This is a genomic window from Mesorhizobium sp. M4A.F.Ca.ET.090.04.2.1 (genome assembly GCF_003999085.1).
GTDB lineage: Bacteria > Pseudomonadota > Alphaproteobacteria > Rhizobiales > Rhizobiaceae > Mesorhizobium.
This window is the reverse complement of record NZ_RZOT01000014.1, coordinates 1-25,841: the sequence shown is the minus strand read 5'-3', so window position 1 is coordinate 25,841 and position 25,841 is coordinate 1. Positions and strand designations below refer to the sequence as shown.

Below are 25,841 nucleotides of genomic sequence, written 5' to 3'. Positions count from 1 at the left end.
TCTGGGATCAGCTCGATCTTCTGCAGCCCCAAGGACTTTCCCCACGCATTCATGACGAAAGCATCGTTGACTGAGACGCAGTAGATCGCGTCAATTCGCAGTTCCAGAAATTGATCATAGAGTTTTTCGAAATCGGGCAGTTGGAAGGTCGAGCAGGTCGGGGTGAAGGCGCCAGGCAGCGAGAACAGGATAACGCGCTTGCCCCCGAAATAATCGTCGGAGGTCTTGTTCTCCCACCGATAAGGATTTGGCCCCCCGATCGACTCATCGCGAACACGCGTGCGAAAGGTCACGAGAGGAACGTTCTTTCTATCGGTCATTGATTTGCTCCCAGGCCAAAGTGGTACGGTGCATTTTTCGGTTAAACTGAAGCGGCATCGACTTCGGTGGACAGTTCCGGCAGCCTTTCGCCCTGGCGTGGTTGCCTCGGACCAGTCTTGTGCAAGACCGCCCCCGAGCAGGGACGTTTAACGGCGACGAGCTTCCAGTTTTCCGCGGGGACGGGGAATGTTTGCTCGCGTGCTTTATCGAGCTTTGAGAGGTAGGCATGGTCTCCAACCGTGGTTTTGACTGCGTTCTAGCGACCGAGTCGCAAGCGCCATGCCAATTGACCCCATGCCTTGGGTTCACTTCGGTTTTTGCAGCAACTTTCGTGTTGTGCAGTAATGCCGGTCGATATTATTGCTCAAGCAGCACTGGAAATTGGGTGGGACTCCGTTCGGCAAACCCGGCCTTTGTCCGAAGCCGGACACGAATGTCGGAAATTAGCCAAACGCCAGGACCTGGGGCGGGTTAAGAAACGTTGCCGTGGGCACCGTTCTTCAGCACAATTGCGCCACGCGAGCATGGCTCCCAGCGTCAATGCCGTGCAGCAGCGAGACGAAAGTCACTGCAGAATATCAACCTCTGCGAAGTCGTTGAGACGATGGGACAGGATAGCCAAGGAGGTGCGCCGTCTTGCATGCCCCGCCAGCGAGGCGAACCCTCTTGGCTACGCGCGCCACCAGAGACGCTCCATATCGTCAGGCCCGCGTCTCATGCTCAGATGAGCCGGTATTTGGCTCTCTCATCAGCGAACCGAGAGAGCCCATGCCAAGACGGAAGCAAGCAAGACGAACGAGCGTCAAAGATACCCGGACGATCCTGCGCCTGACCCGTAAACAGGGCAGTCCGGTGGGCGAGGTGGCAGAGCAACTGAGGTTCGGCAAGACCTCGGTTTCCACCTATTTCTGCGGGCGCTGGAGGCGGGCTGTCGTGCTGGCCCTGCATGCGGCTTTGACGACGATGCGATGTTGAAACACCGTCTGTTGCGCCGAATCGGCCGTCGGCCACACGTTGGGTCGTCATCAGGTTCTCGACAGCTTCCCGGTGTCAAATCCAAACCGTGGTCGGCGATCCCACCAAGGTGGGAAGGCAGCGCTGACATAGCCGAACGTCGATCAAGTCACGATCAACGATTGCCTCATGTCACATGCCCTGCGGGACTGAAAAACGGAGAAGAACATGTGCGATGCAAAACTGAAGACCGTGCTTTCGCTCTTCTCGCCGGTGGCCAGCAAATTAGATGCTCTCTCGTCCAACGGACCAGCGACGGATGCAAATTACGTTAAGCTAAATACGAACGAGAACCCGTTTCCGTTGCCGAAGAGCGTAATGCAAAGTGCAATTGCTGCGATCGAACACCATTATCTTTATCCGGAAGACGACAATCTCAGCTTAAGGGCAGCTGCCTCCGACGCTTACGGATTTTCCAAAGATCAGGTGATTGCCGGCAACGGTTCGTCGGAACTGCTCGGACTCATCTACAGAGCTTTCCTCGCCCCAGGAGATACAGTGGCGATGCTGTCGCCCGGATTTTCGTTCAACCGTAAACTTGCCATGTTACAGGGTGCCGAGTTTCTCGAAATCGCATCGAGCGAAGCTCATCCCCTGCCGATAGAAAAACTTCTGTCCGGCCCCGCAAAAGACGCGAAGTTCATTCTGTTGGCTAATCCGAACAATCCGACCGGAACATTCGTGCCGGTGGCCGAAATCGAACGCCTTGTGGAGCAAGCAGATCGCTTGATCGTCTTGGATGAGGCCTACGTTGACTTCGCACCCGACCATGCCCTGCGCCTCGTCAATAGACATCCGAATCTTTTGATCTTGAGGACTTTTTCAAAGAGCTATGCTGCCGCTGGCGTGCGAGTCGGCTTCGGTTTCGGTCACCCAGAAATCATTGGCAGGCTGCGCAACATCCAGAATGTCTTCAACATGAACGTGATCGGGCAGGCGGTCGGGAAAAGCATTCTTGCGCATCGCCACGCCTACGAAGAGAACCACAGGCACATCAAGCATGAACGACAGCGAGTGACCCTGGCGCTGTTGCAACTTGGCTTTTCCGTAACACCCTCCCACGCAAACTTTTTGCTGGCCCGTGTGCCGGCGGGACAGGAGGGCTCATGCTGGCAAGCCGCGTTGAAAGAGCAGAAGATCCTCATCGCCAGCTTTCCTGACATAGATTTGAAGAACTGCATTCGCGTCAGCATTGGTAGCACAGAGCAGATGGACAAATTCCTTGCTGCCGCCAAACACGTCTGTATGAACTTTAAGAGGAATCGCGGTGTGCGCAAGCATGAAGTCAATTCACATTGCATTGGAAATGTATTAAGTAATAAGTGTCGATGTGTTATAAGTTATGATGTTTCCAATAGTGGATAAATCATAGGTAATTTGGAGAATAATTAATTGACGAAAATTTTCGCTTCGGGCCTAACCTTCGGCATCTTCGATCATCTGGACGAAAACGGCGATGACATCGCCCAACAATATGCAGATCGGCTGAGCCTAGCAGAAGCGTGCGATGGCTATGGCTTTTATGCGTATCATCTCGCAGAGCACCACTGTACGCCACATGGCAGAGGTCCATCACCGAATTTGTTCTTAGCGAGCGTCGCCCAGCGAACCCGCAGTCTTCGTGTTGGTCCCATGGTAATGCTACTTGCGCTCTATCATCCGCTGCGTGCCTTCGAGGAGATCTGCATGCTTGATCAGTTGAGCGGCGGCAGGCTTGAACTCGGCATAGGGCGCGGCTCTGCTCCGACTGAATTGGGATACTTCGGGGTTGCTGTAGAAGCAGCACCAGAACAGTACACGGAGGCCAGCGAGATTCTCATCAATGCGATGAAAGGCGGGACGCTTTCTTATGAGGGCCGCCACTTTGAGTTGAAAGACGTTCCGCTGACGTTGAGACCTCACCAATATCCCCAGCCGCCGACATGGATCGCCACCAATCGACCCGAGCCGGCTAGCTGGGCCGCCGCGAATGGGGCAAACATCGCCTGCGTCGGACCTTCCACTTCTGTTCGCAGCGTTACCGACGCGTTCCGCGCCGCCCGAATTCACGATGCTGACATTGGCCACCAAGCGCCATTTCTTGGATTGCTCCGAATGGTGGTGATAGGGCGTTCTGAAACAGATGCGTATTTGCTCGCAGCACCTGCCTATGAACGATGGCTCAAGAGCTTCAAATTTCTATACGAACTAAATGCCATTCCCACTCCACCAAACTTGCCTTTGAACTTCGATGCAGCAATTGAAAGTGAATTGTGCGTCGTGGGAACGGCAGCTTCTGTCCGAAAAGCTCTCCTTGATCAGCTGGAAGAGGCAGGTGCTAATTATCTTCTGTGTCAACTGGCATTTGGGGATTTGCCGCTGGATGCCTCGCTATACACCGCATCGACCATTCGATCCGAAATCATGGCTCGAGTTGCCGCATCGTGAATCCGTTGTGTGATTGGAGGAGCAGCGGCAGCGCTGCTGCTCATTCCGAAACGGTTGTGGGGGCCGGACTCTTGTGTCAGGCGTAAACACTAGGCCGGTGCTTGGTCGCCGACCGCGATACTGCAGCCCTCGCCCATTTCAGTCCCGATGACATTCCTGCCGCGACGGTTGCAGTGCCGCACTCCGCAAATTCCCCATACAGAAACAGACTTCTTGGCCTGCTCGACCAGCAGGATGGGTCCCTGCTCTCGCCGGATCTGGAGCACGTCGAACTGGCACTGAGCGATCGCCTTGAACAGCAAGGCAGGCCGATCAACTTCGTGTACTTCATAGAGGAGGGCTTCGGCTCTATCATCGCCAAAATGGCGCCCGGCCGGGATGCCGAAGCCGGCATTCTGGGCCACAAAGGCATGACAGGAACGGTTGTCGTCCTCGGCGACAATCTGGCGCCGCATGATTGCGTCGTCCAGCTCGCCGGAGAGGCGATGCGCATTCCGATAGCCCCCTTTCATGAGGCACTCGAGCAAAGTCCCACCCTGCGGCTGTTTCTTCTGCGCTTCGTGCAATGCCTGATGGTGCAGACCAGCTACACCGCTCTCACGCGAACGCCCGCCAGGGGCTCGAAAGCCGTCTCGTCCGATGGCTGCTGTTGTGTGAGGATCGCGCTGGCCCCGAGCTGAAACTCACGCGCGAATTCCTGTCGATCATGCTCGGCGTGAGGCGGCCGGGCGTAACCGTCGCCATCGAGGTCCTGGAAGGCAATGGCTTGATCCGCGCCACGTGCGGCAAGATCGTCATCCGTGATTGGGAAGGACTGATCAAACTGGCCGATGGCAGCTATGGCCCACCGGAAGCCGAGTACGAAAGGCTTATCGGTAGCAGTCCACTCCGCTGAAGGCTGTAGGGACCCTCGACAGCAGTGAGCCCATAGGAGATCACATGGCCGCCCTTTCCCTTAATTATTTTGACGTACGCAACAATGATCGGCTCTTTTCCGACACTGAAGGGACATGGTTAGCCGGCGGCATGGATTCCGTCAGGCTCGAGGCTTTCGCCGCGCTGACAGACTATGCGCGGGAAGTCACCCCCACCGTCATTTGCCGCCGCCTTACCGTTGAAGCCCGCGACGAAGACAGCAAGCCGCTCTTGGAAGCTGTTATGGACGTGGTCATCGGGGTCGTTTGTCTCAGACGACCCCGAACAGCCAAAGCGCTAAAAAAACGCCGAGCGCCAGCTCGGATGCCTTCCGGTGAACCGATCTGCGGGGCCGACTAGTCCTCTCGAACATCGGTCAGAGTGGCATGGCGCAGCCCGCCCTCGCCTTTCAGGAAGCTGATGTGGCCGACCAGGCCGGGCTTGATCCACTGCGCGTTCGGCTTCTTGATCGGAATTCCTTTGCGCGCCCGGCCGGGCATCCGGCGACGCGCTCGTAGAGCCGTTCCTTCATGGCGCGGTTCAGACCGATCACCGCGGCCCCGACATATTTTCGTGAGCCGTCGGCCTTGGCCATGAGAGCCATCGGCGCGGCGAGTAACCCTGAGGGTCTCGAGCTGCATCAGCATGGAGAGCCTGCCTATAACGGACCCCGTGCCGTCGTCGCGCTTTCCGAAGAAGTCGTCCGCCCACGGCAACCAGAGCGTCCTATCGAGGACAAAGCATGTTTGCCTGCGGCATTCTGAATCACATCCGAGACGAGGGTTGCCAGCTAATGGGTGGGCAGGCAGGGTGGCGCGCCAACGGCACACGGCCGCACGATGTAATGCAAATAGTACGAGGAAACCGATGCCCCCCATCACCCGTCGTCATGCCCTCTGCGCGCTCGCAGCCCTTTTTGGTGGAAAACACGCCCATGCTCAAACTTCTGTACAAGGCGGGCTCGATATCGTCCGCGGCAAGCGGACCACGTCTAAAGAGCATCCTTGGTACGTCGAACTCAATATTGTCACAGAGGATAAAATTGTCAGAGAGGATAAATCTTATCTATGCGGTGGAGTGGTGATCGGAGACCAATGGATCCTCACAGCGGCACACTGTTTAGCGGGTGCAACCAAGGTCGAGGCCTTTGTGAAGAATGGCGTTTCGTTAGATGTAACGGACTTTATTGTTCACGAAGAATATGTCGCGAAGACATTCAAACATGATCTGGCGCTCGTGCGGGTGCGCAGTACGCTACCCGCAGTGGCCATTCCCCTTGCTACCCCCCGGATGGACATTCCTAATGGCGAGCTCCTTACCGTGACGGGTAAGGGAGTTACACGACATGGTGGAGAGGAATCAGAAGAGCTCCGAGAGGGCAAGGTCCCATACGTCGACAACAAAACGTGCAGCCGCAAATATGGGGAGGAGATCTTTCCTGGGATGATGTGCGCCGGAACCGAAAGCGGCGGGACCGATCCTTGCCAAGGGGACAGTGGAGGTCCTCTGACCAAAGCCCATGGCAAAAACCCTATCTTGGTTGGAATTGTCTCGAGTGGGGCCGGTTGCGGAAGGACATACGGTGTGTATACGCGCGTGTCGTATTATCGCGAGTGGATCACGAAACATACCGGTGACTGAGGGGGCGAGTCGGGATGCGTGCAGGGTGGAAAGTTCACGTTGCCGCGTATCCGAACGCGCAGAATGTCCAGACTAATCGGAGTTCATCTAACAGGTATCCTGACCATGTCCCATGAAGGCTGTGCAGGCTAGGAAGCCCCGAGGCACCCGCGCCTGGCTCATCAGCGGAGCTGGGGGCTCTGATTAGACCCGCCGGAGATCAGGGCGGCGGGCTCTATCCAGCGGCACTGTATGACGCCAAGTCCAAACGCAAATTTGATGACGACGTGCGCGATAGCGGGCTTGGGGATTTTGTCGAGGCGGTCGAAGCCACCCCTCACGCCCTTGGCTAAGAAACCAAGCCTTCTTCAGCTTCCAAGAGACCGAGCACAGTGGTGCCAGAGTGGTCGGTCGAGGCATGCTGGCGAATGCGCGACAAAAGCAGCTTGTGGCCATAGAAGGCAGCGACACAAGCAAGACTGGTCGCCCCGCAATCGGTGATATCGCGCTGCTTAAACTTGCTGACCTTGCTTGACATGGCGGCTCGCTGACTGTCTGGAAATTGAAGATTAGTCGCCCGCGTAGAGCGGATTGAGCTAATCGTCGACTTTATCATAGAGGAGTTGCAGCAAAGTGCGGCCTGCAACGAGAAAGCGTGCCCAAACGGTAATGCCTTTCTTCAGGTGAGCGATGCCCCCGTTCTTAAGGACGAGTTGGTTGCGAGACAGCGCAAGGGGGACCTTGAAGAAGGGCTCCCGCCGTGGAGAATGGAGTCCTGCGCCACGTTGAGCACCTTGGCGTCAGTGACACCCCATTGATTGTAGTTTGTAGGCATCGATTTGGATATGCACCGACTGGCCCGGGTGCACAAAAGCGATGTCTTTGGGGGGAACGTAGATTTCCACCACCAGTTCGGTACCGGCGAAACCCAACCGACGTTTTGCCCGGCCTGTACGTAGCTGCCGGAAGTGAGGCCTGAGAATTGCTCAAGAGTACTGGGGCTCGAATATGAGTCAGATCCCGCTCGTTCTCGAGCTCATGCAAAGTGGCCGTGAGCTCCTTGAGGCGCAGGTTGATGTCGAAGAGTTGCTGGTTTCATTCGGCGATTTTTCGCCGGGCCAGGATCTCGCCCTGGAGCTCAATGTTGTGGAGGGCGAAAGTCTTTTCTTCAACAGTTTTCGCGGGCGCTGCAGAAGCCGAAAGCAGTCGCTTGGCACGGTCGAGTTCCGCTGCGGCATTGGTGCGGGCGTATTCGTTTTCCCGCAACAAGTTGAGGAAATGCGCGCGGTCAGCTTTGGCGGATTCGGTCGAGAGGCGGATCGGGTCCTTGGCCTGCGTGCCGGAGGAGATCAGGTTTTCGAGATCACCGGCAAGATCGCTCCTTGCGACCCATGCTCGCTCCAATCGGGCTGTGCGGAAATTCTCCCGGTTCACAAAATTGAGTCGCTGGAGTAGTGGGGGCGCAGAGAAATCTCCGGTCGCAGCCTTACCCGGTCAAAACAAGGATACCAATGATGAAGACTCTCGCCGTCTGCTCTGGCGGATTGGACTCCGTTTCCCTTGCTCACATGGTGGCAGCGGAGCACGAACTCACCGGCCTTCTATCTTTCGACTATGGCCAACGGCACAGGAAGGAATTGGGCTTCGCCGCTCTTTGCGCGCAGCGACTGAAGGTCCCGCACCAGATCATCGACATCGGCGAAATCGGCCGTGGCCTTTCCGGCTCAGCGCTGACCGACAGTGTCGACGTGCCGGACGGCCACTACGCCGAAGACACGATGAAGATTACGGTGGTGCCGAACCGCAATGCCATCATGTTGGCAATCGCCTTCGGTCTCGCCGCCGCCCACAACGCCGAAGCGGTGGCGGCGGCCATGCATGGTGGGGACCACTTCATCTATCCCGATTGCCGTCCGGCCTTCATTGAAGCTTTCCAGACAATGCAAGACCGCGCGCTCGACGGCTATGCGCAGATACGCCTCTATGCACCGTATGTGAATCTCGGAAAAGCTGACATTGTTGCGGATGGCGCAAGATACGGCACCCCGTTTGCCGAGACCTGGTCCTGTTACAAGGGCGGCGTGCGTCACTGCGGACGATGCGGGACCTGCGTCGAGCGGCGCGAAGCGTTCCATCTCGCCGGGCACGCTGATCCCACCGACTACGAGGACGCCGATTTCTGGCTCGAGGCGCTGCGCAGGAGGCGCGCGTAATGTTCCACATCAGCAAGGAATTCCACTTCTCGGCCTCGCATCAGCTCACCTCCTTGCCTCCCAACCATCAATGTGCGCGCCTGCACGGGCATAACTATGTCGTCGTAGTGGAGCTGTCGGCCAAGGAACTGGACGCCCACGGCTTCGTGCGCGACTATCACGATCTGGCGCCGCTCAAACGCTACATTGACGAGAGCTTCGACCATCGGCACCTCAACGACGTGCTGGGACATGAGAAGGTCACGGCGGAATGCCTGGCCAGACATTTCTATGAATGGTGCAAGGCACGTCTGCCGCAGACCGCGGCCGTGCGCGTTAGCGAAACACCGAAAACTTGGGCGGAATACCGTCCGTGACCGACATGCATCCCGTAATCCGTGTGAGCGAGATATTCGGGCCGACGATCCAGGGCGAGGGCGTGCTCATCGGCTTGCCGACGGTGTTCATCAGAACCGGCGGATGTGATTATCGCTGTTCATGGTGCGACAGCCTTCACGCGGTGGACAATCAGTATCGCCATGAATGGCTACCGATGCCGATCGATGCCGTGTGGCAAACCGTCCATGCGCTTTCCGGCGGCAGGCCGGTTATGGTCTCCTTGTCAGGCGGCAACCCGGCCATTCAGCCGTTCGGTCCCCTCATAGAACGAGGCCATCGCGAGGGCTATCGTTTTGCACTGGAAACGCAGGGTTCCGTGGTGAGGGAGTGGTTTGCGGATCTTGACGTGCTGACCCTTAGCCCAAAGCCGCCGTCCAGCGAAATGACGACCCGTTGGGCTGCGTTTGAGGCGTGCCTCGAAGCGGCGCAAGAGAAGCCGCAAATCGTGCTCAAGCTCGTCGTTTTCGACGAGAGTGACTATGCCTACGCCAAAGAAGTCGCGGCGCGATATCCGCACCTTCCGATCTATCTGCAACCCGGCAATCACACGCCGCCGCGCCCCGGCAGTGAAGACGCCTCTGTCGACTTGGACGGAATAATGATGCGAATGGAATGGCTTGTCGAAAGGGTGACCAGCGACAGGTGGTTCGAAGCCCGCGTGTTGCCGCAGCTGCACGTTCTGCTTTGGGGTAACAAGAGGGCGGTCTAGTCTGCGGCTTGCGTCGCACCGGAAGGCCGGGCTCCGACGGCTTGGCAGGCTCTCTTCGCGTGCCGAGTACAGCCGAGCTTTGTTCGCGCCAGCGGTCTCGCGATTGTGCGGCTGGAAACCGCCCGGACACCCGCTGCCGGCGTGTGTCACCTTGACTCCGATGAGCTGTCGTCACGCAAAGTTGAAATCCGCAAGAACTGGCCTTCTCGCCCCACCTGCTTGACTGTTTCCTCCGTCGCAAGCACGTCATCCCCTCATCCTTGTTCAGCTCTTATCGATGTATCTCATTGTCCGGCCTGACGCTCGACTGTCAGACACCAGAACGCCCAACGGGGCTGGCCCGCCGGTCAACGGCAGCTGCTAAACAGAACGGCGATGTGCATGGGAATGCATCCATTGCGTAAATGCCTTCCATAAAGAAGATCGATTTCCTCACTGGCCCAACGTGAAATATAGCAACGTCTTCGTGGCGTCGTCGGCTGCGTCAGGAGTAGCGATGAAAACGTATTGGGGTCGCCTGCGTCTCCTTGGGCGGCGAGTGTAAAGTGTAGCGATGCGGCCTCAGGCGCGAACGGCGAGCCGCGCAGTGATCACCTTCGCCTGTGCCTTTGCGGCGGGGGTCAAGCGCTGGTCTGCTCGAATTTTTATCGTCTAGCTGGTTGAAACTGCGTCCGTTGCGGGCTGCAGAAGCCGGCCGGCCGAGAAACGGCAGCCGCACTTATAAAAGCACGCCAAGGCATGCGGGCATCCGTCAGTTGCAAAGGACAATAGTGGCCGCGCCGATTGGCCATCACGGGTCCATTAGGGCAGCCACCAACATCAGTTCGCAAGAGGAGCAAAAGCAATATGTATCGTCGTCACCTGATCAAAGGGTTGGTTGCGCTCGGCGCATGCCGGATTTGCGTTCAAGCCGCCCAAGCGACCAGTGCCCATTGGGGATACACCGGTCCGGTCGGACCGGAGCACTGGGCTGATCTGGATAAGAAAAATTTCGTATGCTCTGCCGGCACGCAGCAATCGCCGATCGATATCAACAGCGCGGTCAAGGCGGATATCCCGCATATCGCCATCGGCTGGCACAAGGGCGGCGGCAATATGGTGAACAACGGCCACACCATTCAAATCAATATGCCACAAGGCAGCACGCTGACCCGCGGCGATCGTGTCTACGAACTGGTACAGTTCCATTTCCATGCGCCAAGCGAACATCACGTGGCGGGCAAGAGCTTCCCGCTGGAGGTGCATTTCGTTCACAAGGACACGCAAAGTGGTACTCTGGGCGTGCTGGGCGTCTTTTTAACGCCCGGCGCGACAAATGCCAGCTTTGCTGCCCTTGCTGCGGCCTTTCCCGAACTGCCGAATGGGGAGGTTACGATCGACGAGGTGAATCCCAACTGGCTTCTGCCAGCGTCGCTTGGCTATTGGACTTATGAGGGCTCACTGACGACGCCGCCGTGCGCCGAAAACGTCGAGTGGATGGTGGCGATGGAACCGGTTGACGTTGATCCGGCAGACATCCAGCGATTTACCTCACTTTACCCGTGAACGCGCGCCCTTTTCATTCACCCAATCGACGCTTCATCCTGCGCCAGAGTTGAGCGCCGCCCCAGCGGTTCCGCACGGTCCAACATTCTTGGCACAAATTGGCGCGAAGCCTCCTCTTCCGGTCTGGCGGTCTGACGGCGCTCCCCAAGCTGGCTAGTCTAAAGGATAGGGATTCGGTGCCGGCACCACTCGTCCCAAAGACGTCGCGGCGAGGTTTGTCTGCAACCCGGCAATCACACGCCGCCCCGCCGTGGCAATGAAGACGTCTCTGTCGAGTCCGACGGAATATGATGCGCATGGAATAGCTGGCCGAAAAGGTGACCAGCGACAGGTGGTTCGAAGCCCGCGTCTTGCCGCAGCTGCACGTTCTACTCTGGGGTAACAAGAGGGCGGTGTATACCTTCTCTTAGCTTCGCCGCCAACTACTCGGTTTTCCGAATTGCTCTCTATATTCTTGAAGGCGATGCGTTCGTTAAAGACATGTGCTGCGCACCTGGTGTAAAAGCTGCTCTCATCATGCAGAGGTCAAGTTGTAGCTGATGTTGCCCTTGATGCCGCAGCCTACCGCGGCGGGACCAAACTCAATGGCAAGCAGGCCGGCTAGGATCGTGCAGCCAGTCGCGAGCCTCGCCCACAACGGGGTCTCACGCGCATGATGGCGCCGGCCATGGGTTCGGCGGTTGTACTCATTGTCTACATAGCGCCGTTTGCCCTCGCTCTTTCTCCCCGCGGGGCAGTATGCCCATCTATCATGACCAGGTGCATATTAGCCCTATGCAGACAAGCGGGTGGCTACTTACATCGTGAGCGTTCTCGAGAAGCCGTAGTGGCGCACCGTGCTGACCAACAACGAAAAGGCGCAACCCCTTGCCCGCGCGTTCGGTTGCCGCTCACTCGTCATCTTCTGGCGGTTCTAGTTTGCCAACCGAAACCTCTAGCCTCGTGGTGCACTCAATAAGGTTAGCTAGCAATTTGGCATCAATGTCTGTGTGCCCCTCGTACTCGGAGAGGTTTCGCTCGTTGTGCGCTTTAGAAAAATCTGAATGTCAGCCTTGTCGGTTCCGACGGTATGAACGAGCGCTTGAAACACCGAAGTGCGATTGTCCGAGCGATAGCCTTCGCGGCGTAGGGCTGCCAGGGCAAGCCGATGCGCAGCTCCATATAAGAGAGTGAATTGGCTGTCGGGGTCGAGACCTTTCTGTGCGTCAGTTAAATTCTTGCGGGCGCCACCCAGCATGCCGTCATATTCGGACAGCGATGGGGGCTCACTTTTCATCAGCCCAATCTTTACGAGGTTGTCTAGTTCTTGCTTGCCCACGCTTGTAAATCTTTCTCCGAGCCGATGAGGAAAATCTTTGGAAGGGTACTTACCTTTCGGACAAACGACCCTTTCTGCGACGCCTTTCGTTGCCATTCCTCCGGCGACAGAAATGTCGGACTGACCTTTCGGCCTAGTCTCAGTTCCGCGTTTTGTGCGGCTGAATAAAGTTCAGAGAGGTTCAGGTTATCGCCGACCACCATCAAATCGATATCGCTGCGTTCTGTGTCCGTGCCTTTGGCGACTGAACCGTACACGAAGGCAGATTTGATCGAATGAAAGTGCGACAGCAATTCCCTTAGTGGCTCGGTTGGTATTTGGTTCTTAAGTGAAAAGTGCGCCGTGCTCTGCAAAGCAGGGGGGGCTGCGTTCTCAGGCCCCGCGCTAGTGCCGTCACGATGCGCCTTTAGGCGCTGGTATTCATCGACCGAAAGCAGCACAAGCCGTTCGCGGCCATTCTTGCTGATGATCACGGGTTCCGCTAGCGCCTTGTCCTGATACACCCCTAAGTTGCGCTGAAATTCAACCGAGCTAATGACCGACATAGAATTGTCCCGATAATCCGTTATATCCGTATAATACGTATCTTTTTGAAAATATCAATGATCTCGTGCTAAGGTACTGAATTATTTGCCTTCGATATAGCGCGTCGGCGGAACCAACTCGTAGACGGGCTATGAAAGGTTAAGCGCGGATGTCTATCGGCCGCCGGCGTTCCCGCTCCGCAAGCCTGCCTGAACTATTCCGCGCGGCGGTCAAGCCCCAGGCTCCTGCTCATCCAGCGACCGCAGGCTGGAAAGACAATAGCCGACGTCTTCCGATGGTCTCGCCATCAGCTTTGGGCTAGCTCCCCATTATCCCGCTTCGAGCTCGACACAGGGCGGTTTCGATGGCGCACGACAATCTGTGTCGGCTTTGTCGTGTCCGTGACAGACGCCTGAAAGGCCCGCTCGCGCGTTTTGCCGCCGTCTAAGTGGCTGGAATTTAATAACGAAGTTTCTTCTCGGATCGGCCGATCACGCTGGTACGCTTTTTGCGATGCTTGGTGTGAGGCGGCACGAGCTGCCTATCGGCACTTGTGTCGCGGGCAGTCGCGATGATTAGAACGAAGGAAGGAAAGCTATTATGTCAGGTCTGCGTCAGATCGCCTTTTACGGCAAAGGCGGCATCGGCAAGTCCACCACCTCCCAAAATACGCTCGCCGCCCTTGTCGACCTCGGGCAGAGAATCCTCATCGTAGGATGCGACCCCAAAGCCGATTCCACACGCTTGATCCTGAATTCGAAAGCTCAGGATACCGTCCTGGATCTCGCCGCACAGGAAGGTTCGGTGGAAGACCTCGAACTCCAGGACGTGCTCAAGGTCGGCTACAGAGGCATCAAGTGCGTGGAGTCCGGCGGCCCCGAGCCGGGTGTCGGTTGCGCCGGCCGCGGCGTCATCACCTCGATCAATTTCCTCGAGGAGAATGGCGCTTATGACGATGTCGATTATGTCTCCTATGACGTCCTCGGCGACGTGGTATGCGGCGGCTTCGCCATGCCGATCCGCGAAGGCAAGGCCCAGGAGATCTACATCGTCATGTCCGGCGAGATGATGGCGCTCTATGCCGCCAATAACATCGCCAAGGGCATCCTCAAATATGCCCATTCGGGCGGTGTGCGGCTGGGCGGGCTGATCTGCAATGAACGTCAAACCGACCGTGAACTCGATCTGGCCGAAGCACTGGCTGGCCGATTGAATTCCAAGCTCATCCACTTCGTGCCCCGCGACAACATCGTCCAGCATGCCGAACTCAGGAAGATGTCGGTGATCCAGTACGCGCCGGACTCCAAGCAGGCAGGGGAATACCGCGCTCTGGCCGAGAAGATCCACGCCAATTCGGGCCAGGGTACGATCCCGACGCCGATCACCATGGAGGAGCTGGAGGAGATGCTGCTCGACTTCGGCATCATGAAGACCGACGAGCAGATGCTTGCCGAGCTTCACTCCAAGGAAGCGGCGAAGGCGGCGGCCCAGTAGTGACATTAGCGCTGCCATGAATCGGCGCGCCTTGCAGAGAACGGCGCCTATTCGTTGAGGCGTCACCCAACCTTGAAAGGGGACTCATGAGCCGGGAATACGAGAATGACGGTGCTCTTCATGCGAAGCTTATCGAAGAGGTGTTGTCGCATTATCCCGACAAGGCGGCGAAGCGCCGCAAGAAGCACCTCAACGTCGCAAAGAGCGGCAACGAGGCTGGCGGGGAAAGCGAGGTCCTTTCCGAATGCGACGTCAAATCGAACATCAAGTCCATTCCCGGGGTGATGACGATTCGCGGCTGTGCATATGCGGGTTCGAAAGGCGTGGTGTGGGGGCCAGTCAAGGATATGGTCCATATCTCGCACGGCCCGGTCGGCTGCGGCCAATACTCTTGGTCGCAGCGCCGCAACTACTACGTCGGTACGACGGGCGTCGACACGTTCGGGACAATGCAGTTCACCTCCGATTTCCAGGAGAAGGACATCGTCTTCGGCGGCGACAAGAAGCTGGAACAGATCATTGACGAGATTGAAGTCTTGTTTCCGCTTAACAACGGCATCACCGTGCAATCCGAATGCCCTATCGGCCTGATTGGCGATGACACCGAGGCGGTTTCTCGCAAAAAGACCAAGGAGTATGACAAGACGATCGTGCCGGTACGCTGCGAGGGTTTCCGCGGCGTCTCGCAGTCGCTTGGCCACCACATCGCCAATGATGCGATCCGGGATTGGGTCTTCGACAAAAAGGATGTCAAGTTCGAGGCCGGCCCCTACGACGTCAACGTCATCGGCGACTACAATATCGGCGGCGATGCCTGGGCCTCGCGCATACTGCTTGAGGAGATAGGGCTGCGCGTGGTCGGCAACTGGTCGGGTGACGCCACACTCGCAGAGATCGAGCGCGCCCCGAAGGCTAAGCTCAATCTTATCCACTGCTACCGGTCGATGAACTACATCTGTCGGCATATGGAGGAAAAGTATGGCGTCGCTTGGATGGAGTACAATTTCTTCGGTCCCTCCCAGATCGAAGCCTCTCTGCGCAACATAGCCAAGCATTTTGGGCCGGAAATCGAGGAAAAGACCGAAAAGGTCATTGCCAAGTACAGGCCGCTTGTTGATGCGGTCATCGCCAAGTACCTGTCGCGCCTGGAAGGAAATACCGTGATGCTCTATGTCGGCGGCCTGCGCCCCCGCCACGTCGTCACGGCCTACGAGGACCTCGGCATGGTCATCGTGGGCACCGGCTATGAATTCGCCCACAGCGACGACTATCAGCGCACCGGCCACTACGTGAAGAACGGCACGCTGATCTATGATGACGTGACCGGCTATGAGTTGGAGAAATTCATCGAAGGGATTCGCCCAAATCTGGTCGGCTCGGGAATCAAAGAAAAATACCCGGTGCAGAAGATGGGCATACCGTTCCGCCAGATGCATTCCTGGGATTATTCAGGCCCGTATCACGGGTACGATGGCTTTGCCATTTTCGCACGTGATGTGGATCTCGCCATCAACAACCCGGTCTGGGACCTATTCCACGCGCCTTGGAAAAGAAGCCGGGGCGATGAGCGGGCGATGGCTGCCGAATAAACATCTGCTTTAGCCCCAGTCTCCCACTGAGACGGTGAACTCCCGCGGCCTCTGATCCGCCGGAGCCTGGAACGTCTTGACGTCCTGAGCTGCCGTACCGCGCAGCCAGATGCAAAAGAGGTAATCATCATGCCGCAGTCGGCTGAAAAAATTCTCGATCACGCTCCCCTGTTCCGCGAGCCGGAATACAGAAAGATGCTCGCTGAGAAGAAGCTAAACTTCGAATGTCCGCACCCCGATGAGATCGTTTCCGATCAGCGCGATTTCACCCAGACGTGGGAATACCGCGAAAAGAACCTCGCCCGCAAAGCGCTTGTCGTGAACCCGGCCAAGGCCTGCCAGCCGCTGGGTGCGGTATTCGCTGCCGCCGGCTTCGAACGAACCATGTCCTTCGTCCACGGCAGCCAAGGTTGCGTCGCCTATTACCGCTCGCACCTGTCGCGCCATTTCAAGGAGCCTGCCGCGGCGGTCTCCTCCTCAATGACCGAGGATGCGGCGGTGTTTGGCGGCCTGAAGAACATGGTCGACGGGCTCGCCAACACCTACCAGCTCTACGACCCGAAGATGATTGCCGTGTCGACGACCTGTATGGCAGAGGTCATTGGCGACGACCTGCACAGCTTCATCCAGAACGCCAAGGACGAAGATTCAGTCCCGCGCGACTTCGACGTGCCCTTTGCCCACACGCCGGCCTTCGTTGGCAGTCATGTCGACGGCTATGACAACATGGTCAAAGGCATTTTGGAGCACTTCTGGAAAGGCCAGGAGCGTACGCAAGTCGAAGGAGCCATCAACATCATTCCGGGCTTCGACGGCTTCTGCGTCGGCAACAACCGGGAGCTCAAGCGCCTGCTCGATGTAATGGGCGTGTCCTACACATTCATCCAGGATGCCTCTGACCAGTTCGATACGCCTTCGGACGGTGAATACCGCATGTATGACGGGGGCACGAAGATCAACGAGGTGAAGAAGGCCCTCAACGCCGAGGCAACGCTTTCGCTGCAGCATCACAACACCCGAAAGACGCTGGGCTATTGCGAGGAGGTCGGGCAGGCGACGGCCTCGTTCCACTATCCGCTCGGCGTTCAGGCGACCGACGAATTCCTGATGGAGGTCGCGGCGATTTCCGGCAAGGAGATCCCCGAGGCAATTCGCCTCGAGCGCGGCCGACTGGTAGACGCCATGGCGGACAGCCAATCCTGGTTGCATGGTAAGAAATACGCCATCTACGGCGATCCCGACTTCGTTCACGCGATGGCCCGCTTTGTCATGGAGACCGGCGGCGAGCCAACCCATTGCCTCGCCACCAATGGCACCTCGGCATGGGAAGCCGATTTGAAGAAGCTGCTAGCATCCTCGCCTTTCGGCAAGGCTGCCCAGGTTTGGGCGGGCAAGGACCTGTGGGCGCTGCGCTCACTGCTCTTTACCGAGCCGGTGGACCTTTTGATCGGCAATTCCTACGGCAAGTACCTGGAGCGCGACACCGGAACGCCGCTGATCCGGCTGATGTTTCCGATCTTCGATCGGCACCATCATCACCGCTTTGCGCTCTTTGGCTACCAGGGCGCGTTGCGCGTGCTTACGACGATCCTCGACAAGATCTTCGACAAACTCGATCGCGAGACGAGCGAGACGGGTGTGACGGATTATTCCTATGACCTCACGCGCTAAGAGCCGTGGCCGGCTTTTCGCCGAGGCCATTCCTTGCCCAATGGACTGGGGAGGCTGAGCAATGTCCTCCCTCAGCGCCAAAATCAAGGACGCCTTCGATGAGCCCGCCTGCGATAAGAACCGTGGCAAAGATGCCAAGGCGCGCAAGGAGGGCTGCTCGAAGTCGCTGACACCAGGGGCGGCAGCCGGCGGCTGCGCCTTTGACGGAGCCAAGATCGTCCTGCAGCCGATCACCGACGTTGCGCATCTGGTCCATGCGCCGCTTGCCTGCGAGGGCAATTCTTGGGACAACCGTGGTGCGGTTTCGTCAGGACCGACCTTGTGGCGGACAAGCTTCACGACCGACCTCACCGAACTCGACCTGGTGATGGGGCAGGGCGAGCGGAAACTCTTCAAGGCGATCCGCGAGATCAAGCACACATACGCGCCGCCGGCGATCTTCGTCTACTCGACTTGCGTAACGGCGCTGATCGGTGACGACATCGAGGCCGTGTGCAAACGCGCCACGGAAAAGTTCGGTTTGGCCGTGGTGCCGATCAATGCGCCTGGCCTGGCAGGCTCCAAGAACCTCGGCAACAAGCTCGCCGCCGAGGCGTTGCTCGATCATGTCATCGGCACGGTCGAACCCGACGACTCTGGGCCCTACGACATCAACATCCTTGGCGAATTCAACCTCTCGGGCGAATTCTGGCTTGTAAAGCCGCTCCTCGATCGGCTCGGGATCCGGGTGCGCGCCTGCATTCCCGGCGATGCGCGTTACCGCGACATTGCTTCCGCGCACCGCGCCCGGGCGGCAATGATGGTGTGCTCGACCGCGCTGATCAGTCTTGCCCGCAAGATGGAGGAGCGCTGGGACATCCCGTTCTTCGAGGGCTCCTTCTATGGCATCTCCGACACATCGCAAGCTCTTCGCAACCTTGTCAGGCTGCTGGTGAGGAAGGGCGCCGATCCGGAGATCCTCGAGCGCACAGAGACGCTAATCGCGCAGCAGGAGGCGATCGCGTGGAAGAAACTCGAATCCTACCGGCAAAGGCTCCAAGGCAAGCGCGTGCTGCTCAACACAGGCGGTGTGAAGTCCTGGTCGGTTGTCCATGCGCTGATGGAGATCGGAATCGAGATCGTCGGCACCTCGGTCAAGAAATCTACGGTGCAGGACAAGGAGCGCATCAAACAAGTTCTCAAGCACGACAAGCACATGTTCGAATCCATGGCTGCGCGCGAGCTGTACGCCATGCTCTCTGAACACAGGGCCGATATCATGCTGTCGGGCGGTCGCACGCAATTCATTGCGCTCAAGGCCAAGACGCCCTGGCTCGATATCAACCAGGAGCGCCAGCATCCTTATGCCGGCTATGACGGCATGGTGGAACTCGTACGCCAGATCGACCTCGCCATTCACAATCCGATCTGGTCTCAGGTGCGCCAGCCGGCCCCGTGGGATTGCCAGCCTGATCTGATAGGCGAATTGCCGTGCACGAGGAACGAGACCGCGTACCTGTTTGATGAATTCGCATGCGCGACGGCACACGAGTGTTGAGGCGACCGATGGCCCGCATCCTTCTCCAGAGCAAATCGGCTGCGGTCAACCCGCTGAAGTCGTCGCAGCCGCTGGGTGCCGCCTTTGCCTTTCTTGGCGTCGACGGTGCGATGCCGCTGTTCCACGGCAGCCAGGGATGCACAAGCTTTGCGCTCGTTCTCTTCGTGCGGCACTTCAAAGAAGCGATTCCCTTGCAGACTACGGCGATGGATGAGGTGGCGACCATCCTCGGCGCAGCCGACCATCTGGAAGAGGCGATCCTCAACCTCAAGAACCGCACGAAGCCAAAGCTGATCGGGGTGTGCACGACCGCGCTCGTGGAGACGCGTGGCGAAGATTGCGCGGGTGATATCGCCAACGTCAAGCTGAAGCACACGCAAGAGCTTGCGGGTACGGAGGTCGTGCTGGCCAACACGCCGGATTTTGACGGCGCGATCGAAGAGGGCTGGGCCAGGGCAGTCACCGCAATGATCAAAGGGATTACACGCTCGGGCGAACGTGCGCGGCAGCCGAAGAAGATCGCGATCCTGCCCGGATGCAACCTCACTGTCGCCGACGTCGAGCATATGCGTGACATGGTTGAAAGCTTTGGGCTCAAGCCGGTTATTCTGCCCGACATTTCAGGCTCGCTCGACGGTACGGTTCCTGACCGCTGGGTAGCGACTACATACGGCGGCACCAGCGTCGAGGACGTTCGCGAGTTGGGCACGGCCATGCAATGCATCGCCATCGGTGAGCACATGCGCCGTCCGGCGAGAGTGCTGCACGGGTTGACCGGCGTGCCTTACGTGTTGTTCCAGTCACTGACTGGGCTGCAGGACACGGACCGCTTCGTGTCGCTGCTGTCTGCGATTTCGGGCGCGGCGGTACCGGCCCGCGTGCGCCGGCGCCGGGCGCAATTGCAGGACGCGATGCTCGACGGACATTTCCATTTCGGCGGCAAGAAAATTGCCATCGCTGCCGAACCAGACCAGCTGTTCCAACTCGCAGCCTTCTTTGCTGGCCTCGGCTCCGAGATAGCCGCGGCCGTCACAACGACCGACAGGTCTAAAATTCTCAAGAAAGTCCCGGCGGTTTCGGTTCAGATCGGCGATCTCGGCGATCTGGAAAGTCTTGCCGTCGGTGCTGACCTGCTTGTCACGCATTCGCACGGGCGCCAAGCATCGGAGCGGCTCGGAATTCCGCTCATGCGCATCGGGTTCCCGGTCTTCGATCGACTAGGCAGCCAGCACAAGCTCGCAATTCTCTATCAGGGCACCCGCGACCTGATCTTCGAGGTCGCCAACATCTTCCAGGCCAACCAACACGCGCCCACTCCTGAGGCGCTTGATCCACTCCGTAATCGAGAAATATCAGATGAACGCTGTTCGCCGCCTCTCGCTGGTCAGTAATGAGGTTTTCGCACCGATGCCGGAACAACGTGCATGCGCATTGCGCGTCGCGATCGCCACTCAGGACATGAAGGACCTCAACGCCCATTTCGGGTCGGCCAGACGCTTTGCTGTCTACGACGTGACGCGCGAGGAGTGGAACCTCGTCGAAGCCGTGGCCTTCGATGACGTTTCGGATGAAAGCGGGGAGCATCGGGCCGAGGGCGATGACCGCATCACGCCCAAGGTGGATGCGCTGAAGGGCTGTCATCTGCTGTTTTGTCTGGCGATTGGCGGACCTTCGGCAGCCAAGGTTGTCGCGGCAAAAATCCACCCGATCAAAGTGGCGGAGCCCCAATCCATCCAAGAGGTGCTGTTGCGCACGCAGATGATGCTCAGGACGTGTCCTCCGCCCTGGCTGCGCAAGGTGCTGGCGCAAGCGGGCGTTGCCGAAACGAAACCGTCCTTCGAGGACGAGGACTGAAAAGAGGAGGACGCCAAATGTCTGACCCCGCAATCCCCCCAGCCGTCGCCGAAGACGAGGCGGCTCTTTGCACCCCGTTCGTCAAATGCCTCGTCCGGCTGATCCGTGCTCAGGATTCCTATGGCTCGTGGGAACGCAAAGCGGACGCCGAGCTGCTGGGCGACTTCATTATTACCAAGGAACAGCGCCGAGCGATCCCGATCATCGGAGATCCCGATCCGGACGTGCTGTGGAGGCTCGACAAGTACTACGCCGCCATCGGGCTTGCGATCGAGGAGCGCTGCGGCCTTATGGCATCGCCGATGATCCAGGTGAGCCATGAGGGTTTTGGTCGGGTGCTTTTCACGACCGGACGGTTGGTCGTTTTGTCCAAAACGCTGCGCGATGTCCACCGGTTTGGCTTCGAGACGCTCCTGAAGCTCGCCACGGCCGGTACGAAGCTGGTCGACGATGGGATTGCAGTCATCGAAGCCTTTCCCCACGTGGCGCTGGCATGATGGGCGCGATTTTCGAGAAAGGCCATCATGACGGACGCGAGAAACTTTTTTGGCCAGCCCCCTCGATCCAGGGGCTCGAGGCCGACCAGGTTGCTGGGGTATCGCCGATGAAGAAGCCGCTGGTCCTGATCTGCTCGCAAGATGCCGAGTTCTATCTGCTCTACAGTCACATACTGGAGGTGGACGGTTTCAGCAGTGAGACGGCAGACGGCGCGAAGGCTGCGCTGGCCTTGGCCGAACAACGGGAGCTTCAGGCCGTAGTGCTGGATTGCGACCCAGCCAGCATAAACGGGTCCGCAATTTGCGCCCACCTCAAGCGGGAACCGCGCACCACCGACCTGCCCATCATCGCCCTGATCGCGCCTGGCGCCGAGCACCAGCACCTCGATCTCTTGAAGGCAGGCGTTGAGAGCTTTGTGCGGCCGGTGGCTCCGGCCAAGCTGCTCGACTGCCTGCGGGCGAGGCTCGGGCTGACCAAGCGTGGTTCGAACGGGGTTGAAAACGACAGTTGGATTTGTTGTGGAGGCCTGGAGATGAAGCTCGATGCCCATCGGGTTCGCGGTAATGGCCACGACATCCATCTCGGACGGATCGAGTTCAACGTGCTGCGGCTTATGATTGAGGCCCCCGGCAAGGTCTTCAGCCGGGACGAGCTTATCGGGGCGGCCTGGCGGCCCAACATTCATGTCGGTGCACGCACCGTCGATGTCCATATCAGCCGAATCAGGAGGGCGCTGAAAACGGCCTTGCCCGGCAGCGTCATTCGCACCGTCAGGTCGGCCGGCTACTCGCTCGAGAAGCCGGACGACTGAAATCGGTGGTCGAATGTGGTGCCGCTCTCTCTTCCTCCGCTGAGAGCGGTGTTGCCGCTTTGAGACGCTCCTAACGAAGACCAGGAGAAGCAGGCAAATGGAATTTAAAAGCATATTCTGTGTGACGGGTGCTGATCATTCTGATGAGGACCTCACAACAGCTGCCGGACTGTGTGCCGAGGTCGGCGCGCACCTATCCGTACTGATTATACCGCCTCCATTGCTCTTGATGTCGTCTCCGCCCCTCGAGTGGGGTACGGGACGTGCACAGGCAATTGCAGTGCCGAATTATCGATTTCAGCAAATCGAGAAATTTTCACAGGACGTGACCAGAATGGAAAGACGGTCCGCGGATATCCTCAAACGGCTGAAAGCTATGTCGCTTTCCTGTGACGTTGACACCGACTATTGCGATCCGGCTAGCCTCGGTGAAGTGGCGCGACAGCGGGCGCTCTGCGCTGACCTGACGATCGTTGGAGCGGACCTCCTCAACGATGAGACTCTCGGACCTCCTGTTGTCAACGGCTGCTTGTTCGATAGCGGAAAGCCGGTCCTCATCGTGCCGAAGGGCGCTAAGGCGACCCTGTCGCCTCGACGCGTGCTGGTCGGCTGGGATTCGCGCGTAGAGGCCTCGCGTGCGGTTCGGGAAGCTCTTAGTCTCCTATCCGCTGCTGAGGAAGTTTGTGTCGCTATGGTCGATCCGAAGGCGCAAAACAACGGGAAAGGTGCGCAGTCTGGAGCAGACATCGCTGCCTATCTTACTCGGCACGGTGCTCGGGTCTCGGTTGACCTGCTTAAGAGCGCCGGTAAATCGGCGGCCACAGTGCTGACGCAGCACGCGGCCGACACCTGCGCCGACATGATAGTCATGGGTGCTTATGGCAGCCGTGGGCTGCGTGAGCGGATTTTCGGCGGTCCGCCGAGCTGGAGCTTTGAGAAGACCACATTGCCGCTGTTTTTGGCTCGCTGATCAGTTCCGTAGCAACACCGATCAGGTCGTAGGACCGCCAACCAGTCCGAAGTCGTCGTCGGTTACCGGTCGGATTGCGGAGACATGGCTGGATCCGCGAACATCTTGCGACGCTTTTCAGAGCCAAACCGGACGCCTCGACTGCTTCAGGACGCTCTCGTGCATCCAACTCGTGCGAGATCGTCTGTAACGGGCAGTAAAGACGAACGGCTGCAGCAGACCGCAGCCAAGCCACAGGGCGGGTGTACCAGGGGACCCCCACCTCGGGGCGCGAACCCTGTTGGCCCCTGATCAGTACCCGGACGCGGGTCAAATCGGCGGCTGCCCCCTGTCAGGCCTGCGGTGTGCAAGGGCCGCTGCCGCGGAGCTTCCTCTGCCCGATCGTCGGGCGTGCGACAATGTCGGGTTCCAGACGAGCTGGAATTACGCGAACTCGTTGGTTTGACGTTTTCTTTATCCGGCACGCTGCATGCATGGGAGTCTACGAACGCATTACGAGCCGTTATCCATGGTTACGCCCCTCGAAGAAAGAGCCGCTTCCGTCGTAACCGGGAAACAGCCAATCCTGGGGTGGAGGCAGCCGCTAGGAGCCGCCGTAAAATCCGGAGAGCTGCGCGACAGCATCACACGCTTTCCTTCCGCTCTTGGGTTCGGATGATGCGGTGCCCGCTGTCGATGTCGCCCATTGAGCCCAAGATCTGGAAGGCCGCGCAGGCCTTTTGCCTTCCTCTCAGTCGGGACCGCGGCTCAAGGATGCCTGTGAGGTTCGCAATGCTCAATGCCTGGCGGTCGCCGCGCACATGCCGCTGAGTTGGAAAACACTCCTAGAGGAGCAAGGATAAGTGGACCTCTTTTGCATTGGTATCGGTGCTGGGCCGTCTAATTTGAGCCTTGCGTGTCAGATACAGGAAGAGATTGCGCAAGGGGCACTGTTCCTGGATCGGCAGGTTGATTTCCGCGGACATCCAGGCAGCGCTTTCGATTGCGCGGAGCTCCAGGTCGGCCACTTCCAGGATCTGGTTACTCTGGTCAATCCGCGATCAGCCTACACATTCGTAAACTACCTCCACGAGAACGGGCGTCTTTACCATTTCCTCAATGCGCAATTTCACGGGGTGCTCAGAGCCGAGTTCGCTCAATATCTCAACTGGGCGTTCCAGAAGAATCCGCTTGTCCGTGGCGGCGAGGCCGTTCGCGAAATCCGCTTTGAAGGCGAGTTTCGCGTGCGGACGGACAACGCGGTCCTTGATGCGAGAAACCTCGTCATCGACATAGGCAAGCAGGCGCAAATTCCGCCTCAGTTTCATGGCTGGACTGGACCCAACCTGTTCCACTCATCAGACCTAGCGCATATCCATCCTGAGGTGCACAAAAAGCATGTCTGCGTGGTTGGCGGCGGACAGTCGGGAGCCGAGCTGCTGCTGCACCTTGTCGGCCGGCCGAAAGAACGGCGGCCCGCGGCGGTCACTTGGGTCTTGACGCGCGGGATGCCTTTCGACGACCACCCGTTCACAAACGAGCTGTTCACGCCTTGCTTTTCGGATCGTTTTGCGGCCATGAGCGAGGTGCATCGCCAGCTGTTCCTGCGGCGTTTCGCGCTTGCCTCCGACGGGATTTCAGAAAGCACGTTGCGCGCGGTCTATCAGGCGCTCTACCACCACGCCTTTCTCCAGCCACACCAATGCGACATCACACTGCGGCCAAGTTGCAACGTGTCGCGCTGCATCAACGCAGGGGCGGGGCACAGGCTCACGCTGCAGCGCGGCATGGATAACATCGGAGAAGTAACCGCGGACATCGTCATCCTGGCCACGGGGTACGAGAACGCGCTGCCGGACTTCCTGGAACCGATCGCAGATCGCCTCGAGCAGATCGGCAATGAGCTCGCCACCGGCGAGGATTTTTCGGTGTACTGGGACGGACCGCGAGACAGACGCCTTTTCGTTCAGAACGCCTGCCTTGGACAGCGCGGGCTGGCTGATCCGAACTTTGGCCTGCTGGCCTGGCGAGCGCGCCGCATCCTGGACAGCCTTCTGGGGCGCCCGCCATGCACCAATCCCGAGCATCTGGGCTTCATCAGCCGTACGTTGATCGAGCGCCGGCCCGACCTCGTAGCCGAAGAAATGGGCAGCGGGATATAACTGGTCTACTATTGTTCATTGGCGGTGGCATCCAGGGAATGATGTACGCCTTCGTTGCGGCGAACGCGGGAGCCTTAGCCCAGATCATCTTGACCGAATAAGCACTCGGGCCCTGAGGCACATCGTATATTCTGCGGACGTTTCCCCTACGCTCGTTAAGACCTTACGTTCACTCGAAAGAGTGCGGTAGCCTCAGCGGCCATGGCTGAGCCCGCGCTCAGCGGGGAGGGTCCTTGCCTTTGGCGATGCATGTCGTGGCTGGACCCGGTGAGTTAGGTGAGTCCGGCCCGG

Annotated in this window: 23 protein-coding genes and 4 pseudogenes; 21 read left to right on the top strand and 6 right to left on the bottom strand. The window is 58.5% G+C overall.

The window, feature by feature from the left end; all coding sequences use genetic code 11:
- Positions 1 to 320, bottom strand: a 320-nt coding sequence (locus EN781_RS02480) for a redoxin family protein (protein ID WP_127399750.1), incomplete at its 3' end; no start/stop codon positions are given.
- 1,183 nt (positions 321 to 1,503) lie between these two features.
- Between EN781_RS02480 and hisC the strand changes: the two genes are divergently transcribed.
- The 5 genes from hisC (at position 1,504) to EN781_RS34100 (ending at position 5,037) form a co-directional block, all read left to right on the top strand.
- Positions 1,504 to 2,700 carry a histidinol-phosphate transaminase gene (gene hisC / locus EN781_RS02470; protein WP_091599485.1) on the top strand — a complete coding sequence of 399 codons (1,197 nt, stop codon included), beginning with the start codon at positions 1,504 to 1,506 and terminating at the stop codon, positions 2,698 to 2,700.
- 27 nt (positions 2,701 to 2,727) lie between these two features.
- Positions 2,728 to 3,762 carry an LLM class flavin-dependent oxidoreductase gene (locus EN781_RS02465; RefSeq protein ID WP_091599482.1) on the top strand — a complete coding sequence of 345 codons (1,035 nt, stop codon included), beginning with the start codon at positions 2,728 to 2,730 and terminating at the stop codon, positions 3,760 to 3,762.
- Positions 3,763 to 3,863: 101 nt separating this feature from the next.
- Positions 3,864 to 4,442 carry a Crp/Fnr family transcriptional regulator gene (locus tag EN781_RS35065; protein WP_236473429.1) on the top strand — a complete coding sequence of 193 codons (579 nt, stop codon included), beginning with the start codon at positions 3,864 to 3,866 and terminating at the stop codon, positions 4,440 to 4,442.
- Complete coding sequence (locus tag EN781_RS35060; protein WP_245466525.1) at positions 4,328 to 4,657, top strand: helix-turn-helix domain-containing protein; 330 nt, start codon at positions 4,328 to 4,330, stop codon at positions 4,655 to 4,657. Before EN781_RS35065 ends, EN781_RS35060 begins: the two co-directional genes overlap by 115 nt.
- Positions 4,658 to 4,701: 44 nt before the next feature.
- Entirely contained in the window at positions 4,702 to 5,037 is a 336-nt protein-coding gene (locus EN781_RS34100; protein WP_187331497.1) for a hypothetical protein, read from the top strand.
- Here the strand turns inward: EN781_RS34100 and EN781_RS34685 are convergent.
- Positions 5,034 to 5,177, bottom strand: coding sequence for a hypothetical protein (locus tag EN781_RS34685; protein ID WP_164891566.1), 144 nt, complete (start codon positions 5,175 to 5,177; stop codon positions 5,034 to 5,036). The genes EN781_RS34100 and EN781_RS34685 overlap by 4 nt on opposite strands.
- Positions 5,178 to 5,544: 367 nt before the next feature.
- On the opposite strand from EN781_RS34685, the gene EN781_RS02450 reads away from it, so the two are divergent.
- Positions 5,545 to 6,318, top strand: coding sequence for a serine protease (locus tag EN781_RS02450; protein WP_164747232.1), 774 nt, complete (start codon positions 5,545 to 5,547; stop codon positions 6,316 to 6,318).
- 260 nt (positions 6,319 to 6,578) lie between these two features.
- Here the strand turns inward: EN781_RS02450 and EN781_RS02445 are convergent.
- Together EN781_RS02445 and EN781_RS02440 are read right to left on the bottom strand one after the other, a co-directional pair.
- Positions 6,579 to 6,835 (bottom strand): annotated as a pseudogene (locus EN781_RS02445) (cysteine peptidase family C39 domain-containing protein); the annotation flags it as partial.
- 58 nt (positions 6,836 to 6,893) lie between these two features.
- Positions 6,894 to 7,683: pseudogene (locus tag EN781_RS02440) on the bottom strand (HlyD family efflux transporter periplasmic adaptor subunit); the annotation flags it as partial.
- 128 nt (positions 7,684 to 7,811) lie between these two features.
- On the opposite strand from EN781_RS02440, the gene queC reads away from it, so the two are divergent.
- The 5 genes and pseudogenes from queC to EN781_RS35055 all read left to right on the top strand — a co-directional run.
- Positions 7,812 to 8,510: a 7-cyano-7-deazaguanine synthase QueC gene (gene queC / locus EN781_RS02435; RefSeq protein ID WP_091599584.1), complete on the top strand. Its 699-nt coding sequence runs from the start codon at positions 7,812 to 7,814 to the stop codon at positions 8,508 to 8,510.
- The gene (queD, locus tag EN781_RS02430) at positions 8,510 to 8,866 is read left to right on the top strand and encodes a 6-carboxytetrahydropterin synthase QueD (protein ID WP_063169374.1); all 357 of its coding nucleotides are present in this window, start codon (positions 8,510 to 8,512) and stop codon (positions 8,864 to 8,866) included. Before queC ends, queD begins: the two co-directional genes overlap by 1 nt.
- Positions 8,867 to 8,871: 5 nt before the next feature.
- Complete coding sequence (queE, locus tag EN781_RS02425; RefSeq protein WP_164747234.1) at positions 8,872 to 9,597, top strand: 7-carboxy-7-deazaguanine synthase QueE; 726 nt, start codon at positions 8,872 to 8,874, stop codon at positions 9,595 to 9,597.
- A gap of 846 nt (positions 9,598 to 10,443) precedes the next feature.
- Positions 10,444 to 11,195, top strand: a pseudogene (locus EN781_RS02420) (carbonic anhydrase).
- 160 nt (positions 11,196 to 11,355) lie between these two features.
- Positions 11,356 to 11,552, top strand: a pseudogene (locus EN781_RS35055) (7-carboxy-7-deazaguanine synthase QueE); the annotation flags it as partial.
- Between the two features lie 554 nt (positions 11,553 to 12,106).
- Here the strand turns inward: EN781_RS35055 and EN781_RS02410 are convergent.
- Both EN781_RS02410 and EN781_RS02405 read right to left on the bottom strand, forming a co-directional pair.
- The gene (locus EN781_RS02410; protein WP_210211298.1) at positions 12,107 to 12,460 is read right to left on the bottom strand and encodes a hypothetical protein; all 354 of its coding nucleotides are present in this window, start codon (positions 12,458 to 12,460) and stop codon (positions 12,107 to 12,109) included.
- The gene (locus tag EN781_RS02405) at positions 12,442 to 13,005 is read right to left on the bottom strand and encodes a type II toxin-antitoxin system prevent-host-death family antitoxin (RefSeq protein ID WP_245466524.1); all 564 of its coding nucleotides are present in this window, start codon (positions 13,003 to 13,005) and stop codon (positions 12,442 to 12,444) included. Before EN781_RS02405 ends, EN781_RS02410 begins: the two co-directional genes overlap by 19 nt.
- A gap of 580 nt (positions 13,006 to 13,585) precedes the next feature.
- On the opposite strand from EN781_RS02405, the gene nifH reads away from it, so the two are divergent.
- The 10 genes from nifH (at position 13,586) to EN781_RS02355 (ending at position 25,550) form a co-directional block, all read left to right on the top strand.
- The gene (gene nifH / locus EN781_RS02400; protein WP_024505261.1) at positions 13,586 to 14,479 is read left to right on the top strand and encodes a nitrogenase iron protein; all 894 of its coding nucleotides are present in this window, start codon (positions 13,586 to 13,588) and stop codon (positions 14,477 to 14,479) included.
- Positions 14,480 to 14,565: 86 nt separating this feature from the next.
- The gene (gene nifD, locus EN781_RS02395; protein ID WP_024505262.1) at positions 14,566 to 16,068 is read left to right on the top strand and encodes a nitrogenase molybdenum-iron protein alpha chain; all 1,503 of its coding nucleotides are present in this window, start codon (positions 14,566 to 14,568) and stop codon (positions 16,066 to 16,068) included.
- Positions 16,069 to 16,197: 129 nt separating this feature from the next.
- Positions 16,198 to 17,739, top strand: a complete 1,542-nt coding sequence (nifK, locus tag EN781_RS02390; RefSeq protein ID WP_029356526.1) for a nitrogenase molybdenum-iron protein subunit beta — start codon at positions 16,198 to 16,200, stop codon at positions 17,737 to 17,739.
- Positions 17,740 to 17,800: 61 nt separating this feature from the next.
- A complete protein-coding gene (nifE, locus tag EN781_RS02385; protein ID WP_126057648.1) occupies positions 17,801 to 19,276 on the top strand; it encodes a nitrogenase iron-molybdenum cofactor biosynthesis protein NifE in 1,476 nt (491 codons plus the stop codon).
- 8 nt (positions 19,277 to 19,284) lie between these two features.
- The gene (nifN, locus tag EN781_RS02380; RefSeq protein ID WP_126057649.1) at positions 19,285 to 20,667 is read left to right on the top strand and encodes a nitrogenase iron-molybdenum cofactor biosynthesis protein NifN; all 1,383 of its coding nucleotides are present in this window, start codon (positions 19,285 to 19,287) and stop codon (positions 20,665 to 20,667) included.
- Entirely contained in the window at positions 20,633 to 21,130 is a 498-nt protein-coding gene (nifX, locus tag EN781_RS02375; RefSeq protein ID WP_126057650.1) for a nitrogen fixation protein NifX, read from the top strand. Before nifN ends, nifX begins: the two co-directional genes overlap by 35 nt.
- 17 nt (positions 21,131 to 21,147) lie before the next feature.
- Positions 21,148 to 21,627 carry a NifX-associated nitrogen fixation protein gene (locus EN781_RS02370; RefSeq protein WP_127283383.1) on the top strand — a complete coding sequence of 160 codons (480 nt, stop codon included), beginning with the start codon at positions 21,148 to 21,150 and terminating at the stop codon, positions 21,625 to 21,627.
- On the top strand, positions 21,627 to 22,439 hold the full coding sequence (locus EN781_RS02365; protein WP_126059307.1) for a response regulator transcription factor: 813 nt from the start codon (positions 21,627 to 21,629) through the stop codon (positions 22,437 to 22,439). Before EN781_RS02370 ends, EN781_RS02365 begins: the two co-directional genes overlap by 1 nt.
- 97 nt (positions 22,440 to 22,536) lie before the next feature.
- A complete protein-coding gene (locus EN781_RS02360) occupies positions 22,537 to 23,409 on the top strand; it encodes a universal stress protein (protein WP_127399748.1) in 873 nt (290 codons plus the stop codon).
- A gap of 842 nt (positions 23,410 to 24,251) precedes the next feature.
- A complete protein-coding gene (locus tag EN781_RS02355) occupies positions 24,252 to 25,550 on the top strand; it encodes a SidA/IucD/PvdA family monooxygenase (RefSeq protein WP_127399747.1) in 1,299 nt (432 codons plus the stop codon).
- Positions 25,551 to 25,841: the final 291 nt, after the last annotated feature.

What these genes read in the sequence shown, in the direction of transcription:
- hisC (WP_091599485.1), top strand. Translation starts at nt 1,504, where the DNA reads ATGTGCGATGCAAAACTGAAGACCGTGCTTTCGCTCTTCTCGCCGGTG.
- EN781_RS35060 (WP_245466525.1), top strand. Translation starts at nt 4,328, where the DNA reads ATGCCTGATGGTGCAGACCAGCTACACCGCTCTCACGCGAACGCCCGC.
- EN781_RS34100 (WP_187331497.1), top strand. Translation starts at nt 4,702, where the DNA reads ATGGCCGCCCTTTCCCTTAATTATTTTGACGTACGCAACAATGATCGG.
- EN781_RS34685 (WP_164891566.1), bottom strand. Translation starts at nt 5,177, where the DNA reads ATGCCCGGCCGGGCGCGCAAAGGAATTCCGATCAAGAAGCCGAACGCG.
- EN781_RS02450 (WP_164747232.1), top strand. Translation starts at nt 5,545, where the DNA reads ATGCCCCCCATCACCCGTCGTCATGCCCTCTGCGCGCTCGCAGCCCTT.
- queC (WP_091599584.1), top strand. Translation starts at nt 7,812, where the DNA reads ATGAAGACTCTCGCCGTCTGCTCTGGCGGATTGGACTCCGTTTCCCTT.
- queD (WP_063169374.1), top strand. Translation starts at nt 8,510, where the DNA reads ATGTTCCACATCAGCAAGGAATTCCACTTCTCGGCCTCGCATCAGCTC.
- queE (WP_164747234.1), top strand. Translation starts at nt 8,872, where the DNA reads ATGCATCCCGTAATCCGTGTGAGCGAGATATTCGGGCCGACGATCCAG.
- EN781_RS02405 (WP_245466524.1), bottom strand. Translation starts at nt 13,005, where the DNA reads ATGTCGGTCATTAGCTCGGTTGAATTTCAGCGCAACTTAGGGGTGTAT.
- nifH (WP_024505261.1), top strand. Translation starts at nt 13,586, where the DNA reads ATGTCAGGTCTGCGTCAGATCGCCTTTTACGGCAAAGGCGGCATCGGC.
- nifD (WP_024505262.1), top strand. Translation starts at nt 14,566, where the DNA reads ATGAGCCGGGAATACGAGAATGACGGTGCTCTTCATGCGAAGCTTATC.
- nifK (WP_029356526.1), top strand. Translation starts at nt 16,198, where the DNA reads ATGCCGCAGTCGGCTGAAAAAATTCTCGATCACGCTCCCCTGTTCCGC.
- nifE (WP_126057648.1), top strand. Translation starts at nt 17,801, where the DNA reads ATGTCCTCCCTCAGCGCCAAAATCAAGGACGCCTTCGATGAGCCCGCC.
- nifN (WP_126057649.1), top strand. Translation starts at nt 19,285, where the DNA reads ATGGCCCGCATCCTTCTCCAGAGCAAATCGGCTGCGGTCAACCCGCTG.
- nifX (WP_126057650.1), top strand. Translation starts at nt 20,633, where the DNA reads ATGAACGCTGTTCGCCGCCTCTCGCTGGTCAGTAATGAGGTTTTCGCA.
- EN781_RS02370 (WP_127283383.1), top strand. Translation starts at nt 21,148, where the DNA reads ATGTCTGACCCCGCAATCCCCCCAGCCGTCGCCGAAGACGAGGCGGCT.
- EN781_RS02365 (WP_126059307.1), top strand. Translation starts at nt 21,627, where the DNA reads ATGGGCGCGATTTTCGAGAAAGGCCATCATGACGGACGCGAGAAACTT.
- EN781_RS02360 (WP_127399748.1), top strand. Translation starts at nt 22,537, where the DNA reads ATGGAATTTAAAAGCATATTCTGTGTGACGGGTGCTGATCATTCTGAT.